Source organism: Microbacterium sp. MAH-37 (assembly GCF_009758255.1).
Lineage (GTDB): Bacteria > Actinomycetota > Actinomycetes > Actinomycetales > Microbacteriaceae > Microbacterium.
In genome coordinates this window covers 211172-227459 of sequence record NZ_WSEN01000007.1, presented here as the reverse complement: position 1 = coordinate 227459, position 16288 = coordinate 211172, and the positions used below count along the sequence as shown (strand labels likewise).

15 protein-coding genes and 1 tRNA gene are annotated in these 16288 nt (G+C 69.5%); 6 read left to right on the top strand and 10 right to left on the bottom strand.

Features of this window, described 5'->3' with window-relative positions; translation table 11 throughout:
• Nucleotides 1-33: 33 nt before the first annotated feature.
• Nucleotides 34-609, top strand: coding sequence for a 16S rRNA (guanine(966)-N(2))-methyltransferase RsmD (rsmD, locus tag GON06_RS09120; RefSeq protein WP_332837326.1), 576 nt, complete (start codon nt 34-36; stop codon nt 607-609).
• Nucleotides 610-758: 149 nt separating this feature from the next.
• Here rsmD and thiL read toward each other — a convergent pair whose 3' ends face one another.
• A complete protein-coding gene (gene thiL, locus GON06_RS09115; RefSeq protein WP_157311988.1) occupies nt 759-1757 on the bottom strand; it encodes a thiamine-phosphate kinase in 999 nt (332 codons plus the stop codon).
• 23 nt (nt 1758-1780) lie between these two features.
• Between thiL and GON06_RS09110 the strand changes: the two genes are divergently transcribed.
• The gene (locus tag GON06_RS09110) at nt 1781-2269 is read left to right on the top strand and encodes a DUF3515 family protein (RefSeq protein WP_157311987.1); all 489 of its coding nucleotides are present in this window, start codon (nt 1781-1783) and stop codon (nt 2267-2269) included.
• 27 nt (nt 2270-2296) lie between these two features.
• Here GON06_RS09110 and GON06_RS09105 read toward each other — a convergent pair whose 3' ends face one another.
• The 7 genes from GON06_RS09105 to GON06_RS09075 form a co-directional block, all read right to left on the bottom strand.
• Nucleotides 2297-3385, bottom strand: a complete 1089-nt coding sequence (locus GON06_RS09105; protein ID WP_157311986.1) for a D-alanine--D-alanine ligase family protein — start codon at nt 3383-3385, stop codon at nt 2297-2299.
• Nucleotides 3285-4427: an NAD(P)H-dependent glycerol-3-phosphate dehydrogenase gene (locus GON06_RS09100; protein ID WP_232528372.1), complete on the bottom strand. Its 1143-nt coding sequence runs from the start codon at nt 4425-4427 to the stop codon at nt 3285-3287. Before GON06_RS09100 ends, GON06_RS09105 begins: the two co-directional genes overlap by 101 nt.
• Nucleotides 4417-5166 carry a lysophospholipid acyltransferase family protein gene (locus GON06_RS09095; RefSeq protein WP_157311984.1) on the bottom strand — a complete coding sequence of 250 codons (750 nt, stop codon included), beginning with the start codon at nt 5164-5166 and terminating at the stop codon, nt 4417-4419. The genes GON06_RS09100 and GON06_RS09095 overlap by 11 nt, the downstream gene beginning before the upstream one ends.
• Before the next feature lie 4 nt (nt 5167-5170).
• Complete coding sequence (gene murA, locus GON06_RS09090) at nt 5171-6532, bottom strand: UDP-N-acetylglucosamine 1-carboxyvinyltransferase (RefSeq protein ID WP_157311983.1); 1362 nt, start codon at nt 6530-6532, stop codon at nt 5171-5173.
• 66 nt (nt 6533-6598) lie between these two features.
• Entirely contained in the window at nt 6599-7195 is a 597-nt protein-coding gene (leuD, locus tag GON06_RS09085; RefSeq protein ID WP_157311982.1) for a 3-isopropylmalate dehydratase small subunit, read from the bottom strand.
• Between the two features lie 3 nt (nt 7196-7198).
• On the bottom strand, nt 7199-8635 hold the full coding sequence (gene leuC, locus GON06_RS09080; protein ID WP_157311981.1) for a 3-isopropylmalate dehydratase large subunit: 1437 nt from the start codon (nt 8633-8635) through the stop codon (nt 7199-7201).
• A 154-nt stretch (nt 8636-8789) separates the two neighbouring features.
• Nucleotides 8790-9794, bottom strand: coding sequence for a TerC family protein (locus GON06_RS09075; RefSeq protein WP_157312215.1), 1005 nt, complete (start codon nt 9792-9794; stop codon nt 8790-8792).
• A 250-nt stretch (nt 9795-10044) separates the two neighbouring features.
• Here GON06_RS09075 and GON06_RS09070 point away from each other — a divergent pair, with 250 nt between their 5' ends.
• Nucleotides 10045-10581 carry an ArsR/SmtB family transcription factor gene (locus GON06_RS09070; protein ID WP_332837324.1) on the top strand — a complete coding sequence of 179 codons (537 nt, stop codon included), beginning with the start codon at nt 10045-10047 and terminating at the stop codon, nt 10579-10581.
• A gap of 1 nt (nt 10582) precedes the next feature.
• Nucleotides 10583-11893: an MFS transporter gene (locus tag GON06_RS09065; protein ID WP_157311979.1), complete on the top strand. Its 1311-nt coding sequence runs from the start codon at nt 10583-10585 to the stop codon at nt 11891-11893.
• Between the two features lie 54 nt (nt 11894-11947).
• Here the strand turns inward: GON06_RS09065 and GON06_RS09060 are convergent.
• Nucleotides 11948-12020 (bottom strand) — tRNA-Glu (locus tag GON06_RS09060).
• A 147-nt stretch (nt 12021-12167) separates the two neighbouring features.
• On the opposite strand from GON06_RS09060, the gene GON06_RS09055 reads away from it, so the two are divergent.
• Both GON06_RS09055 and GON06_RS09050 read left to right on the top strand, forming a co-directional pair.
• On the top strand, nt 12168-12806 hold the full coding sequence (locus GON06_RS09055; RefSeq protein ID WP_157311978.1) for an MBL fold metallo-hydrolase: 639 nt from the start codon (nt 12168-12170) through the stop codon (nt 12804-12806).
• Nucleotides 12807-12808: 2 nt separating this feature from the next.
• Entirely contained in the window at nt 12809-13696 is an 888-nt protein-coding gene (locus tag GON06_RS09050; protein ID WP_157311977.1) for an aminoglycoside phosphotransferase family protein, read from the top strand.
• Between the two features lie 53 nt (nt 13697-13749).
• Here the strand turns inward: GON06_RS09050 and pepN are convergent, their stop codons facing one another.
• The gene (gene pepN, locus GON06_RS09045; protein ID WP_157311976.1) at nt 13750-16254 is read right to left on the bottom strand and encodes an aminopeptidase N; all 2505 of its coding nucleotides are present in this window, start codon (nt 16252-16254) and stop codon (nt 13750-13752) included.
• Nucleotides 16255-16288 lie beyond the last annotated feature (34 nt).

Below are 16288 nucleotides of genomic sequence, written 5' to 3'. Positions count from 1 at the left end.
GGCCGACGACGTCACGTGTCGTATCGTGAACGGGTGACGAGGATCATCGCCGGGGCCGCCCGAGGTCTGCGACTGGACGTCCCCTCCGCCGGGACGAGGCCCACCAGCGACCGGGTGCGCGAGTCGCTGTTCGGCGCGCTGGAGTCGATGGGCGTCATCGACGGTGCGCATGTGCTCGACCTGTACGCCGGCAGCGGCGCGCTGGGCCTGGAGGCCTGGAGCCGCGGCGCGGCATCCGTCGACCTCGTCGAGAAGTCGCACCCAGCGGCGGGGATCGTGCGACGCAACGTCGCGACGGTCTCGAAGGCGCTCGGCGCCCGTGTCGCGGACGCCCGCGTGCACGAGAGCGCCGTGCACGGCTTCCTGCAGCGCACCTCCGGGGTCTTCGATCTGGTCTTCACCGATCCGCCCTACGACCTCGACGATGCGGCCATGACCGCCGATCTCGCCGCTCTCGCGCCGCGGCTCTCGCCCGACGCGATCGTCGTGATCGAGCGCGCGAAGCGCTCCACCCCGCCGGAACTGGATGCGGCAGGGCTGACGCTGGTGCGCGAGAAGACCTACGGCGACACCCGGGTGTGGTGGGCGGAGCCCGCTCAGCCCGCGTGAACTAGGGACACGATCCGGCGCGCGCGGCACTTCTCTGCTCACGCGGCGTGAATACGCGCAGCGCCGGCGGAGAAGTGGCGCGCGAGTTCACGGCTGAGCAGGAAAGGACAGCGCGAGCAGAGAACGGCAGCGCGATGCCCGACTGCAGCTCAGCTGCCGGCGTGGCCGTCCCAGTCGCGGTAGGGGTCCCAGCCGAGCGGGCCGACCGGCTCGCCGTCGTGGAGCACCGGATGCTCGGTGCGGGCGATGACCCGGCCGATCCTGCGGAATCCGGGCGGCAGCGCATCGCCCGGGAACGTGGCGAGCAGGGCATGGTCCTCTCCGCCGGCCAGCGCCCGCCGCGGATGGATGCCGAGCGCGGCGCGATCCAGCGCGATCGTCACCTCAGAGGCGTCCGCCATCCGACCGGCGTCGAGGGCGAGGCCGTCCGAGACGTCCATCATCGCTGTGGCGCCGGCTACCGCGGCCACCGGGCCGAGGCCGATCGGCGGCACCGGCCGCAGCTGCGCGGTGACCGCGGCGCGCTCCTCGGAGGTCAGCGCGGCGGCATCCACCGGAATCGGGGTGTCCCCGTCGCGGAACCGGCCGAACAGCACGCCGAGGCCCTGCGCCGCGAGGCCCATCTCGCCGGCGATCGCGACGACGTCGCCGGGGCGGGCGCCGGAACGCGTCACGGCGCGCACGCCGCCGAGGTCGCCCAGCGCGGTGACGGCGATCGTCAGGACATCCGACACCGTGAGATCGCCACCGACGACCGCGCACCCCGGTGCGAGCGCGTCGCAGGCGGCGTGGAAGCCGTCGGCGAGCTGCTCGACGAACGAGAGCCGCAGATCGCGCGGCACGGCGAGCGCGACGAGCAGGGCCGTCGGCGTCGCCCCCATCGCGGCGACATCCGCCAGGTTGACCGCCGCCGCCTTCCAGCCGAGGTCGAAACCGCTCGACCACGCCAGCCGGAAGTCGGGTCCATGCACGAGGGTGTCCGTCGTGGCCACGACAGCGCCCGACGGAGCGGCGATCACCGCGGCGTCGTCACCGGGGCCGATGATCGTCGCCGTCGCGGGCTTCGTGCGGGACAGGATGCTGCGGAGGACGGTGCCCTCCGAGACATCTCCCAGGCGAGGATCGTCGGAGGCGGCGCGAGGGGGCATGAAGTCAAAGGTAGCCTGGAAGCATGCCCCTCCGCCGTCTCGCCGCTGCTGCCTGCGTGCTCACGGCCCTCGTCCTCAGCGGTTGCTCCCAGACCGTCTCGCTCGAGCCCGCGAAGGATGCGAACAACCCGCTCTGCGCCGAGGTGACGGTACGCCTTCCCGACGCCGTCGCCGGCCAGGACCGGCGCTGGACCGACGCCCAGGCCACCGGCGCCTGGGGCGACCCGACCACCGTGCTGCTGTCCTGCGGCGTGGCCGTGCCCGGCCCCACCGCAGAGCTGCAGTGCGTCACGCTGGAGGGCATCGACTGGCTGGTCGACCCGAAGCAGGAGCCGTGGATGCGGATGACCACCTACGGGCGGGATCCCGCCGTGCAGGTGTTCGTCGACACGACCAAGGTCAGCGCCGACGCAGTGCTCGCCAACACCGGCATCGTCAGCGGCGTGCAGTCGATCCCGAAGACCAGCGAGTGCATCGCCCCGGATGCCGAGCCGAAAGGCTTCGTCGAGTAACCCTTCGGCAGCCTCAGGAACCCGGGGTCAGCGCTCGAGGCCCTTCTCGACGAGTTCGGTGATCAGCTCTCCGTAGGACAGGCCAGACGCGATCCAGCACTTCGGGAACATCGAGATCGGCGTGAACCCCGGCATCGTGTTCAGCTCGTTGACGACCAGCTCGCCGTCGGCGGTGACGAAGAAGTCCACGCGGGCCAGACCTTTGCCGTCCACCGCCTCGAAGGCGCGCACCGCGGTGTCGCGCAGGCGATCGATCAGCTCGGCGTCGACGTCGGCGGGGCAGACGATCTCGACGCCCTCCCCTCCGAGGTACTTGCCCTCGAAGTCGTAGAAGCTGCGCGATGTCAGCACGACCTCTCCGGGCAGCGAGGCCCTCGCGCGCGCTCCCTGACGGCCGGCCAGCACGCCGACCTCGATCTCACGGCCCGCGACACGCGATTCGACGAGCACCTTGACGTCCTCGGCGAACGCGATCCGCAGTGCCTCGTCGAGACCGTCGCCGTCGTCGACGCGCGAGACGCCCACGCTCGAACCGGCGCTCGCGGGCTTCACGAACACCACGGATCCCAGCTCGGCGATGGCAGCGCGGACGCTCTCCGGGTCGCTCTTCCACTGCGCGCTGCGCACCGTGATCCCCGGTGAGACGGCGATGCCGGCCGCCCGCAGGGCGAGCTTCGTATAGTGCTTGTCCAGGCTCACCGCGGAGTCCAGGATGCCGCATCCGGCATAGGGCACCTCGAGCACGTCGAAGAAGCCCTGGATCGCGCCGTCCTCACCGTGCAGGCCGTGCAGCAGCGGCAGCACCACGTCGATCTCGCCGAGGTCGTCCTCCTCGCCATCGGCGCGCACCACGCGCAGGGTACGGACGCCGTCCGGCTCCGGCCAGCGCACGCGGGTGCCGTTGTCGGCGACCTCGGGAAGCTTCGCGGCATCCAGCTGGAACTTGGCGGGGTCGTCGTCCTCGAGGACGAACGCGCCGTCGCGGGTGATCCCGACCGGGATCACCCGGTAGCGGTCACGATCGATCGCCGCCAGCACCCCGCCCGCCGTGGCGGAACTGATCGAATGCTCGCTGGAACGCCCGCCGAAGAGCACCGCCACCGTCTGCTTGTCCATGTTCGGTCCTCTCCCCCTGCGGGGTGTCGTCGTCCGTCGTCAGGTGGGGCGCGATGTCACGGGGGTCCATCTTCCCGTCCAGCACCATCTTCACCTGCTCGACGATGGGCATGTGCACATCCGCCTCGTGGGCGAGCTGCAGCACAGGGGCGACCGAGGCCAGGCCCTCGGCGGTCTGGTTCATCTGCTTGACCACGTCCTGGAACTTGTAGCCCTGTCCGAGCAGCCGGCCGGCGGTGTTGTTGCGGCTCAGCGGCGACTGGCAGGTCGCGATCAGGTCGCCGAGGCCCGCGAGGCCCTGCAGAGTGCTCGGCTGGGCGCCGTTCGCGACCGCGAAGTCGGTCATCTCGACCAGTCCTCGCGTGATGATCGACGCCTTCGTGTTCTCGCCGTAGCCCACGCCGTCGACGATGCCGATCGCCACGGCGATGAGGTTCTTCAGCACGCCGCCGAACTCCGTGCCGATCACGTCGGTGTTCACGAAGGAGCGGAAGTAGCTGTTGCGCGCCGTGCGCGCCACCGTGTCGGCGGTCTCCTCGCTGAGCGAGGCGATCACGGCGGCAGTGGGCTGCTCGCGGGCGATCTCCAGGGCGAGGTTGGGTCCGGATGCGACGGCGATGCGCGCAGGGTCGCAGTGCAGCTCCTGCTCGATCACCTGGCTCATCCGCAGTGTCGTCGAGCGTTCGACGCCCTTCATCAGGCTGATCAGGGGCATGTCGGTGCCCTCGAGCAGCGGACGCAGATCCTTCAGGTTCTCGCGCAGGGACTGACTCGGCACAGACAGATACACCTGCTGGGCGCCGTCCAGCGCCTTCGCCAGATCGGGCGTGGCATCCATCGTCCGCGGCAGATTGATGCCGGGCAGGTACTTCGAGTTGCGCTTGGCCTCGGCGATCTCGTGCGCCAGCTCGGGGCGCCTGGCCCACATGGTGACCTGGGCGCCGCCGTCGGCGAGGATCTTGCCGAACGTCGTGCCCCAGCTGCCGGCGCCGATCACGGCGACACGCGGACCGGTGCCGGCGGGGATGCGCTTAGGAGTCAAGGCGTCCCGTCTCCTTCTGGCCGTGATCTGCCGGGTTCCAGCGCTCCGCCGGGGCCTTCTCTCCGCGGAGCTCTTCGAGCAGCACCGCGATCGCATCCATGAGTCGACGAGTCGCCTCGGTGAGGGCCGCCTGCTCCCCCGCCCGTCCGCGCAGATCGGACAGGTCGACCGGATCGCCGATGATGATCTGCACGCGCTTGCGCGGCGGCCAGAAGCTGATCTTCTTGCCGTACCGCGGCATGATCTCCTGCGCGCCCCAGTGCGCCATCGGGATGAGCGGGATGTCTCCTGCCAGCGCCAGGCGGACAGCACCGGTCTTGCCGCGCATCGGCCACAGCTCCGGGTCGCGCGTCAGCGTGCCCTCGGGGTAGACGATCACGCCGCGGCCGTGCTCGACGAGCTCCTTCGACTGCAGCATGGTCTGCTTCGCCGCCGAGGCCGACGAGGTGCGGGCGACCGGCACCATGCCGGTGTTCTTCAGCACCCAGCCGACCACGGGCACGCGGAACAGGCTCTCCTTGGCCATGAACCGCGGCAGCCGGTGCAGCCGCCACACGGCCAGCGCCACGATGATCGGGTCGAACTCCGTGTAGTGGTTCGGCGCCAGCACGAAGGCGCCCTCACGGGGCAGCTTCTCCCGGCCGATGAAGGTCAGCTTGGCAAGGTACGAAGCGATGGGCACGACGACGGCCGCGAGGGGCCAGAACAGGCTGGGCCTGCCCTTCTCAGAGGCAGCCATCAGCTCACCGGATGACGTCGAAGTCCGCACCCAGCGCGGTGAGCTTGTCGAGGAACTTCTCGTAGCCGCGGCTGAGGATGTCGACGCCGGAGACACGGGACTCGCCCTGTGCGGTGAGCGCCGCGATCACGTGGCTGTAGCCGCCGCGCAGATCGGGGACGACGATGTCGGCGCCGTGCAGCGGAGTCGGGCCGGTGATCACCGCGGCCTGCTCCAGCTCGCGACGCGCGACGCGGCGCGGACCGTCCTGCAGACCGTGCGGGTGCACCACGATGTCGGCGCCCATCTTCACCAGCGCGTCGGTGAAGCCCATCCTGTTCTCGTACACCGTCTCGTGCACGATCGAGCGGCCGTTGGCCTGGGTCAGCGCGACCACCAACGGCTGCTGCCAGTCGGTCATGAATCCGGGGTGCACGTCGGTCTCGACGACGACCGGCTTGAGCTCGCCGTCGCGGCGGAACAGGATGCCGTCCTCCTGGATGTCGAACCAGCCGCCGGCCTTGCGGAACACGTTCAGGAACGTGAGCATCTCCTGCTGGCGCGCGCCGCCGACGAAGATCTCGCCGTCGGTCGCGAGCGCCGCGCTCGCCCAGGAGGCCGCCTCGTTGCGATCGAAGATCGATCGGTGGTCGTAGCCGCGCAGCGTGTCGACGCCCTCGATGAAGATGACCCGGTTGGGCTCGTACGAGATGATCGCACCCATCTTCTGCAGTACCGCGATGAGATCCATGATCTCGGGCTCGATGGCCGCGTTGCGCAGCTCGGTCGTGCCCTTCGCTCGCACCGCGGTCAGCAGCACCTGCTCGGTGGCGCCGACGCTCGGGTACGGCAGATGGATGCTCGCGCCGCGCAGCCCCTCAGGGGCCGACAGGCGGATGCCGCTGGGGAGCTTCTCCACGACGGCGCCGAACTTGCGCAGCGCGTCGAGATGGAAGTCGATCGGTCGGTCGCCGATGCGGCACCCGCCGAGGTCGGGGATGAACGCCTGCCCGAGCCGGTGCAGCAGCGGGCCGCAGAACAGGATCGGGATGCGGGAGGCGCCGGCGTGCGCGTCGATCTCCTCCATGTGCGCCGACTCGACCCCACTCGGGTCGAAGGTGAGGGCACCGGGCTCGTCGCCCTCTTCGACCCGCACCCCGTGCACCTCGAGCAGCGAGCGGACGACCGCGACGTCGCTGAGGTCCGGGACGTCGCGCAGCGTGCTGGGCGTCTCCCCGAGAAGGGTGGCGACCATGGCCTTGGTGGCGAGGTTCTTCGCGCCCTTGACATCCACCCGGCCCCGCAGAGGCCGCCCCCCGCGGATCGCGAGTTCGGATACGGTCACGTTCGTTCCCTCTCCTACGGCTGCGCGCACAGGTGTCGACATTCGGGCCTCATCCTTCTTCGTTCGGAACGCGGGGCTCGTGGCCCCGGCCCACGGGCGCTTCCGGCCTCAGCGGACGGGAAGCGTGCGTGGCCGCCACGATTCGCGGCGGGCCTCGAACTGAGCGATCTTGTCTTCGTTGCGCAGCGTGAGCCCGATGTCATCGAGCCCTTCGAGGAGCCGCCATCTAGTGTAATCGTCGATTCCGATGGCGGTCTGGAAGCCCCCGATCGTGGCGGTTCGCGCCTCGAGATCGACCGTGATCTCACGGCCGGGGTCCTCGTCGATGAGCGCCCAGATGCGCTCGATGTCGGCCTCGTCGACGGTCGCGGCGAGCAGGCCCTGCTTGCCGGAGTTGCCGCGGAAGATGTCGGCGAACCGGGGGCTCAGCACGACCTTGAAGCCGTAGTCGCGCAGCGCCCACACGGCGTGCTCACGGCTGGAGCCGGTGCCGAAGTCGGGACCGGCGACCAGCACGGACGCCGTCTGGAACGGCTCCTGGTTGAGCACGAACCCTGGGTCCTGCCGCCAGGCGTGGAACAGCGCGTCGTCGAACCCGGTCTTGGTGACGCGCTTCAGGAACACGGCGGGGATGATCTGGTCGGTGTCGACATTGGAGCGCTTCAGGGGCGCGGCGACACCGGTGTGCGTGGTGAACTTCTCCATGATTCAGACCTCCTCGGCGACCAGGTCGCTCGGGCTCGACAGTGTGCCACGGATGGCGGTGGCCGCGGCCACCAGAGGCGACACCAGGTGGGTGCGACCGCCCTTGCCCTGCCTGCCCTCGAAGTTTCGGTTGGATGTCGACGCGCAGCGCTCACCGGGGGCGAGCTGATCGGGATTCATACCCAGGCACATCGAGCAGCCGGCGAAGCGCCACTCCGCTCCGAACTCCTCGACGATCCGGTCGATGCCCTCGGCCTCGGCCTCCAGACGCACCCGCGCCGAGCCGGGGACGACCATGACGCGGACGCCGTCGGCCTTCTTCTTGCCCTTGATGACCGATGCGAAGGCACGAAGGTCCTCGATGCGACTGTTGGTGCACGAGCCCATGAACACGGCATCCACCTGCACGTCCTTCAGCGGCGTGCCCGGCGTGAGGTCCATGTACTCCAGCGCGCGCTCGGCGGCGGCTCTGGCGTTCGGGTCGGTGATCTCGGCGGGGTCTGGAACCGTCGACGACAGCGAGCTGCCCTGCCCGGGATTGGTGCCCCAGGTCACGAACGGCTCCAGCTCGTTAGCGTCGATGAACACCTCGGCGTCGAACTCCGCGCCCTCGTCAGTGGGCAGCGTGCGCCAGTAGGCGACCGCGTCGTCCCAGTCCTGCCCCTGCGGGGCGTGCGGACGGCCCTGCACGTAGTCGAAGGTGATCTCGTCGGGGGCGACCATGCCGGCGCGGGCACCCGCCTCGATCGACATGTTGCAGATCGTCATGCGCCCCTCCATGGAGAGTGCACGGATGGCGCTGCCGCGGTACTCGAGCACATACCCCTGTCCGCCGCCGGTGCCGATCTTCGCGATCACGGCGAGGATGATGTCCTTCGCAGTGACGCCAGGACGCAGCGTGCCCTCCACGTTGATCGCCATCGTCTTGAACGGCTTCAACGGCAGCGTCTGCGTGGCCATCACGTGCTCGACCTCGCTGGTGCCGATGCCGAACGCCATCGCGCCGAACGCGCCGTGCGTGGACGTGTGCGAGTCGCCGCACACCACGGTGATGCCCGGCATGGTCAGGCCCAGCTGCGGCCCGACGACGTGCACGATGCCCTGCTCGGCGTCGCCCAGCGAGTGCAGGCGGACGCCGAACTCCTCCGCGTTGCGGCGCAGCGTCTCGATCTGGGTGCGGCTGGTGAGGTCGGCGATCGGCTTGTCGATCGCGAGCGTCGGGGTGTTGTGATCCTCAGTCGCAATGGTCAGGTCGAGCCGACGAAGCGGGCGCCCCTCGGAGCGCAGGCCGTCGAACGCCTGCGGGCTGGTGACCTCGTGCACCAGGTGCAGGTCGATGTAGATCAGGTCCGGCTCGCCGTTCTCACCCTTGACGACGAGGTGGTCGTCCCAGACCTTCTCGGCCAGAGTGCGGGGGCGGGCGGATGCGGGGACTGTCATGCGTTTACTTCTCCTGGGGTCTTGGTGCGGCCCACGCGAGACACCGCGGCGAGAGAGGCCTAGATCGAGGTCTCGCCGCGGCTGCTAAGGAGAAGCTGCACCGCCTGCATGCCGGTCAGTCTACATGCGCCCGCACCCGCCGGACGCCGCTGCGTCACTGTGTGACGGCGGCCTTGCGCTTGTCGCGGGCCGCGGCGATGAGGCTCGCGACGGTCGCGACGGTCATCGAGACCAGGATGACGCCGAGCGACATCCAGGTGCTGATGTCGGGGGCCCACTCGATCGGCTGACCGCCGTTGATGAACGGCAGCGAGTTCTCGTGCATCGCGTGCAGGATCAGCTTCACGCCGATGAAACCGAGGATCACGGCGATGCCATAGTGCAGGTAGCGCAGCTTGTCGAGCAGGTCGCCGAGCAGGAAGTAGAGCTGTCGCAGACCCATCAGCGCGAAGATGTTCGCGGTGAACACGATGAAGCCGTTCGAGGTGATCGAGAAGATCGCCGGGATCGAGTCGATCGCGAACATCAGGTCGGTGACGCCGATGACGACGAAGACCAGCACCATCGGGGTGAACATGCGCTTGCCGTCGACCTCGGTGCGCAGCTTGTTGTCGTCGTAGTGGTCGCTGATGTCGACGAAGCGACGCACCAGCCGCACCATGAAGCCCTCGCGCTTGACCTCGTCGTCGTGATCTCCCTCGGGCATCGCCTGCTTGATCGCGGTGTAGATGAGGTAGGCGCCGAAGATGTAGAACACCGGCGCGAAGTTCTCGATGACTGCCACGCCGAGCAGGATGAAGATGCCGCGCAGGACGAGCGCGATGATGATGCCGACCATCAGCACCTGCTGCTGCAGTCGTCTGGGCACGGCGAACTGGGCCATGATCAGCACGAAGACGAACAGGTTGTCGATGGAGAGGCTGTACTCCAGCGCCCATCCGGTGACGAAGTGCGCCGCGGTCTCTCCGTCGGAGACCACCCAGAGCAGCCCGGCGAAGGCCAGGGCGAGCGTCACGTAGAACGCCACCCAGAGCGTCGACTCCTTGGTGCTGGGGATGTGCGGACGCAGCCGCACGAGCAGAAGGTCGGCGATGAGGATGACGACGAGAACCACCATGGAGGTGATCTCGAACCAGAGGGGGATGAAGTCCACGTGCAGGACGCCTTTCGAGAGGGTTCGGTGAAGACCGAAAGTCTCTCCCCCGCATTCTCATGCGGTGCGGGCCCGGAGCAGCGTTGGCGATGCTCGTGATGACGGACGCGCGTTGACGGGATACTCCCTCTCGCGAAGTCAATACTACCGGACGCCGATACCACGACGTCGCCACCGCTCCTCTGCGGAATCCTTGATTTTCCGGGGTATACAAGAACTCTTGTGAGAATCGCGGATCATGCTTACGTTTACCTATGTGGAACAGATCGACGTCATCACCGCCATCTCGCACCCGCTCCGGCGGCGCATCATCGACCGGCTGCTGCTGCACGGGCCAACCCAGGTCGGCACCTTCGCGCGCGCCTTCGACGCGCAGGTCGGCAGCATCAGCCACCATCTGCGGATGCTGCAGAAGGCCGGCGTCGTCGAGCAGGTCGCGGACCCCCACGGCGACGGGCGCACCAGCTGGTGGCAACTGACCCGGCGTTCGTTCACGTGGTCCTCCGAGGACTTCGAATCGCCCGCCGACGCGCTGCTGGCCCGCGAGGCGCAGCGCGCGAACGTGCGCAACCAGCTCGACCGCCTCCAGCGCTGGTACCGGGTGTCGGCCTCCAGCGAGTGGGAGGGCTTCAACACCGACACCGTGGCCTGGGCCACGCAGGACGAGCTGCACGACTTGCAGGCGCGAGTGGGACGGATGCTCGAGGAGTGGAGCGCCGGCATCGACCGCGAGGACGGGCAGGAGCGGACTCCGGTCTACTTCTTCGCCCACGGCTTCCCGACGGAGGTATGACATGACGACCACGGCTCAACCCACGATGCTCCGCACTCCGCCGGCGTTCGCCCGCGATCGGATGGTCCAGGCGTGGCTGGTGATCAAGGCGCTCTCCGATGCCGGAGACGCGATCTTCACGATCGCCTTCGCCTGGACGGCGGTGCAGATCGCCTCCCCCGCCGTCGCCGGCCTCGTCGTGGCCGCCGGCACGGTCCCTCGTGCGGTGGTGCTGCTGATCGGCGGCGCGTACGCCGATCGCGCGGATGCCCGACGGCTGATGATCGTGTTCAACTCGCTGCGCGTGGTCGTGCTGGTCACGGTCGCGGTGTGGTGTCTAGCGGCACCGCCGACGGTCGCCCTGCTGCTGATCGCCAGCATCGCCTTCGGACTGTGCGACGCGTTCTTCGAACCGGCGGCGGGGACGATGCCGCGTCAGCTCGTCGCCGCATCCGATCTTCCGGCGTATGCCGCGCTGAGCCAGACGCTCTCCCGTCTGGGCACGATGGCGGGCTCGGCTGCCGGAGGGTTCCTCGTCGCCGCCTATGGGATCACGGGCAGCGCGGGGCTGAACACGCTGACGTACGTCATCGTCATCGTCTTCATCGTGCTGTGGCTGCGCCCGCGGTTCGCACTCCCCCGGGCCTCCGCGGAGCAGAGCGTTCTGCGCGGTGTCGCCGACGGCTTCCGCTACCTGGGTCGGGAACGTGCGACGCGCACACTGGTGATCGCACTGTCCGGGCTGAACCTGGCGGTGGGCCCGGCGCTCGCCATCGGCCTGCCGCTGATGGCCACGTCGCGCGACTGGGGTGCGGGAGCGGTGGGCGTCTTCGAGGCGCTCGTCGGCGGCGGCGCGATGGTCGGCGCCCTGACGGTGGTGCGCTGGCGTCCGCGTCACGAGGCGATCGGCGGCTTCACAGCACTGATGGTGCAAGGCGCGGGGATCGTCTCCCTCGGTCTCGGGAATCAGTTCGTGGTCGGCGCCGGATGCCTGGCGATCGGATTCACCGCGGGATACGCGTCCTCCCTCCTGAGCGCGACCTTCGCGGCGACGGCCGCGCCCGACTACCTCGGACGTCTCGGATCGATCCTGCGACTCGGCGACGACTGCCTGATGCCCGTGGGCATGGCCGCCTTCGGTGCGCTCGCGGGGATCCTGCCGCTGTGGGTGCCGTTCGCGCTCTACGGGGGTGCGATGGCGCTGCTGATGGTCGTTCCGCTGAGCAATCCGCAGCTGCGGAGCATCTCGCTGCGGGACACCACAGCGGAGGAACCCGAGGAGGAGACGATCGAGGAACCGGTCGGGGAATCCGCCGAGGAATCGGCGAACTGATCCGGAAACGCAGAAGGCCCCCGGTCGGAACCGGGGGCCTTCTGATGTTGTCCGTGACCCCAGCGGGATTCGAACCCGCGTTACCGCCGTGAGAGGGCGGCGTACTAGGCCGCTATACGATGGGGCCGTCTTGCGGAACTTTTCCGTCCCGCTGACAACTGTTCAAGTATGCCACGGCGATTCCAGCGCGACCAAATCGAGGCGGGCCGAACGCGGATCACGGGCGTGTCGCGGGTCGTTTGCGCGCGCGGGCGCGCAGGAGTTGACTCGACTCATGCGCGTCACGAAATTCGAACATGCCGCCCTCCGCATCGACGAGGCCGGCGAAACCCTCATCATCGACCCGGGCTCGTTCACCACGCCGCTGGAGGACCTGAGGAAGGCCGTGGCCGTGGTGATCACCCACGAGCACCCCGATCACTGGACGCCCGAGCACCTCGATCGCATCCTGCTCGCCGCTCCCGGCACGCCGGTGTTCGCCCCCGCCGGCGTCGCCGCGCAGGCGACGGATCACGAGATCACCGTGGTGGCACCGGGCGACACCGTGACCGCCGGCTCCTTCACACTGCGCTTCTTCGGCGGCGAGCACGCCGTGATCCACTCGTCCCTCCCCGTGGTCGAGAACGTCGGCGTGCTCGTCAACGACGAGCTCTACTACCCCGGTGACTCCTACGCGGTGCCGGAGGGGGTCGCCGTGGGAACGCTCGCCGCTCCTCTCGGCGCACCGTGGCTGAAGATCGGCGACGCCATGGACTACGTGCTGGCGGTCGCGCCGCGGCGCGCGTTCGGCGTGCACGACATGACGCTCTCCGTGATCGGCCGAGACATGCATCGCAGTCGCCTGAAGTGGGCCACTGAACAGGGCGGCGGCGAGTTCTTCACCCTGGACCCCGGCGAGTCCCTCGACCTCTGACGATGGCGAACTCCCCCGCTGCGGAGCACGTCCTCGAAGAGGCCGATGTCCGCGCCCTGCTGCGCTCCGACGCCCCGCACCTCGCCGACCTCCCGCTCGCCCTCGTCGCCGACGGGTGGGACAACGAGATCTGGAGGCTCGGCGACGATCTCGCCGTGCGCATCCCCCGTCGCGAACTCGCCGTTCCGCTCATCACCCACGAGCAGCGCGCGCTGCCCGAGATCGGACCGCGGCTGGCGGCCGTGGGCGTGCTGACGCCGGTCCCGGTGGTCGCGGGACGGCCGACCGCGGCCTTCGCCTGGCCCTGGTCGGTGATCCCGTGGATCCAGGGGATGCCGGCGCTCGGCGTCCCGCGCTCCGCGAACGCGGAGTGGGCACCCGCCCTCGCCTCGGCGTTCGCCGCACTGCACGTCCCCGCGCCCGCGGACGCGCCGCACAATCCCCTCCGCGGGGTGCCGCTCGCCGTCCGGGATGGCGCCATGCGCGAGCGCCTAGCGCTCATGCCGGCGTCGGATACCCTCCGCACGGCGTGGGAGGCGGGGCTGCGGGCTCCGCACAGCGACCAGCGACTCTGGATCCACGGCGATCTGCATCCCGGCAACGTCCTGCTGCGGAACGGCGGGCTCACGGCCCTCATCGACTTCGGCGATGTCACCGCAGGCGATCCCGCCTACGACCTCGCCGCAGGCTGGCTGCTGTTCGACGCCGATGGACGTCGGCGGTTCCGGATCGCGACCGGAGACCGCTATGACGAGCCGACCTGGACCAGGGCGCGAGCCTGGGCGGCGTATCTCGCGCTGGTGTTCCTGACGCTCAGCGACGACCGGCCCGATCACCTCGCTCTCGGCGTCAGTACGGCGGCCGAGCTGCGACAAGACGTCCGGGACTGAGGCGATGACGGGCCCCGCACCACGTCGGTGCAGGGCCCGTCATCGTCGGGGCGTCAGTCCGCGACCGGCTGCGCCGCGCGCACCCGCAGGTCGCGCGACAGGTGGTCGCGCTGCTCGATGACGACCCGGCGCAGCGCGGCCGGCGCATCCTCGTGCGCGGCCAGCCAGGCGTCCGCCGGCTCGAGCGAGTCGGACGCCGGGAACAGACCCGTCACGAGCCGCTTGGCCAGCTCGATGCTGCGCTCTCCCCACACCGCTGCGATGCGCTCGAAAAACTCCTCGTCGAATCCGGCGATCAGGTCGCGCCGTCCGCCGGCGCGGAAGCCGGCGATCTCGGCATCCAGGTGGTCGTTGCTGAGGGTGAGGTCGTTCCAGGCTGCATCCCAGGCTGCGGCACGCACCTCGGCCGTCGGGCGGGAGGCGAGCGCGCGCCGGCCGGCGGTCCGGCCGGATGCCGTGTCGTCGCGCCTCAGCTCCGCCTCGACGTCCTCCGGACCCGCCGTCCCTGTGGTGGTGAGGGCGGTGAGCAGCTGCCAGCGCAGGTCGGGGTCGAGAGGCAGTCCCTCGGGCGCGGCGCCGTCCAGCATCCGCCGCACGTCATCGCCGTGCGCGTCGTCGTAGGCGGCGGCCTCGGCGAACGCACGGGCCCAGGCCAGCTGCGCGTCGCTGCCGGCATCCGCCGCCTGCAGCGCCTGCCAGGACAGGTCGAGCCATGAGCCCTGCTCGTCGGAACGCGCGTCGGCAGGCACGTAGTGGCGCACCGCGAACTGTGCGTTCAGGAGCACCCCGGTCAGCAGCACGATGTCGCGCTCGGCGGCGGCATGCCGACGCACGATGGCGAGATACCGCTGCGCGGGCAGTTCGCCGTCACGCGTCGCGTTCCACAGCGAGGCCCAGATCAGTCCGCGTGCGAGCGCGTCCTCCACCGCGGACAGGGTCCCCTCGACCGTCGCGAGCGATCGCTCGTCGAGCCGTGCCTTCACATAGGTGAGATCCTCGTCGTTCAGCAGGACCAGGTCGGCGTCCGCGCGCTCGAACGGCGTGTGCTCGTCGGTGACGTCCAGCTCGGCGCGGTCGCGCAGCTCGGGGACGCCGTCCTGCACGTCGTAGCGGCCGACGCGCAGGCGGTGCGGGCGCGGGTCGGTCTGCATGATGACGCCGTTGCCGTCGGCGTCCTCCTCGAAGGAGAGCGTCGAGACACCGGAGGTCTCCAGCCACGCCGCCGACCAGGTCCGCACATCGCGGCCCGAGACGTCCTCCAGCTGTACCAGCAGGTCGTCGAGCGTGGTGTTGCCGTAGGCGTGCGCGGCGAAATACCGGCGAGCGCCCTCGAAGAACGCCTCCTCCCCGACGTAGGCGACCAGCTGCTTGAGTACCGAGGCGCCCTTGGCATAGGTGATGCCGTCGAAGTTCAGCTTCGCGGCCTCGAGATCGGGGATGTCGGCGACGATCGGGTGCGTGGTCGGCAGCTGATCCTGCTGGTACGCCCAGGCCTTGCGGCGGTTCGCGAAGAACACCCAGGCGTCCTCGAACCGCGTGGCCGCGCCGAGCGCGTGCGCTCCCATGTAGTCCGCGAACGACTCCTTGAGCCACAGATCGTCCCACCAGCGCATGGTGACCAGGTCGCCGAACCACATGTGCGCCATCTCGTGCAGGATCGTGTTCGCCCGGCTCGACCGCTGAGCGTCCGTCGCCGCGCCGCGGCTGATGTACGACTCTGTGAACGTCACCAGGCCCGGGTTCTCCATGGCGCCGAGGTTGTACTCCGGCACCAGGATCTGGTCGTACTTGCCCCACGGGTAGGGGAAGGCGAAGGCGTCGGTGAAGAAGTCCAGCCCCTGCTTGGTGACGGTGAGGAACTCTTCGGATTCGAGGTACTGCAGCAGCGATGCGCGGCAGAACAGGCCGAGCTCGACGACCTGATCGTCGCGGCGCCACTCATCGTCGATGCGGGCGTACGGGCCCGCCGCCACGGAGGTGATGTAACTGGAGATCGGCAGCGTCGGGGCGAACTGCACGGTCTGCACGCCGATGCCAGGCGTCGTGTGCTCCGGGCGCTGGTTGGACAGCAGCTGCCAGCCGGCAGGAGCCGAGACGACGAACGTGTACGAGGCCTTCATGTCGGGCTGCTCGAAGCTCGCCATCACCCGCCGGGAGTCCGCGGGCTCGTACTGGGTGTACAGGTACGTCTCGCCGTCGACCGGATCGTGGAACCGGTGCATGCCCTCGCCGGAGCGGCTGTACGCGGCGACGGCCTCGACGGTGAGGGTGTTCTGCGCGGCGAGACCGGTCACGCGGATGCGCGCGCCGTCCCAGTCGACGGCCTGCTCGGTGCCGTTGAGCACCACGCGGTCGACGCTTTCTCCGATGAAGTCGACCCAGGTCGCGTCGGCGGTCGCATCGAACTCGAGCACGGTGCTCGTCGGGAACCCGGAGCGTTCGCGCTCCGGGGCCCCGGTGAGGTCGAGCTCGACCCGGACGCGGTGCAGTGTGATGCCCGCGGCCCGCGCGGCGGTCTCTTCCCTCGTGAGGTTGGCGGTGACGTTAGGAGAGGTCATGCCTCCATGCTGGCACGTCACGTGCCGCCACCCC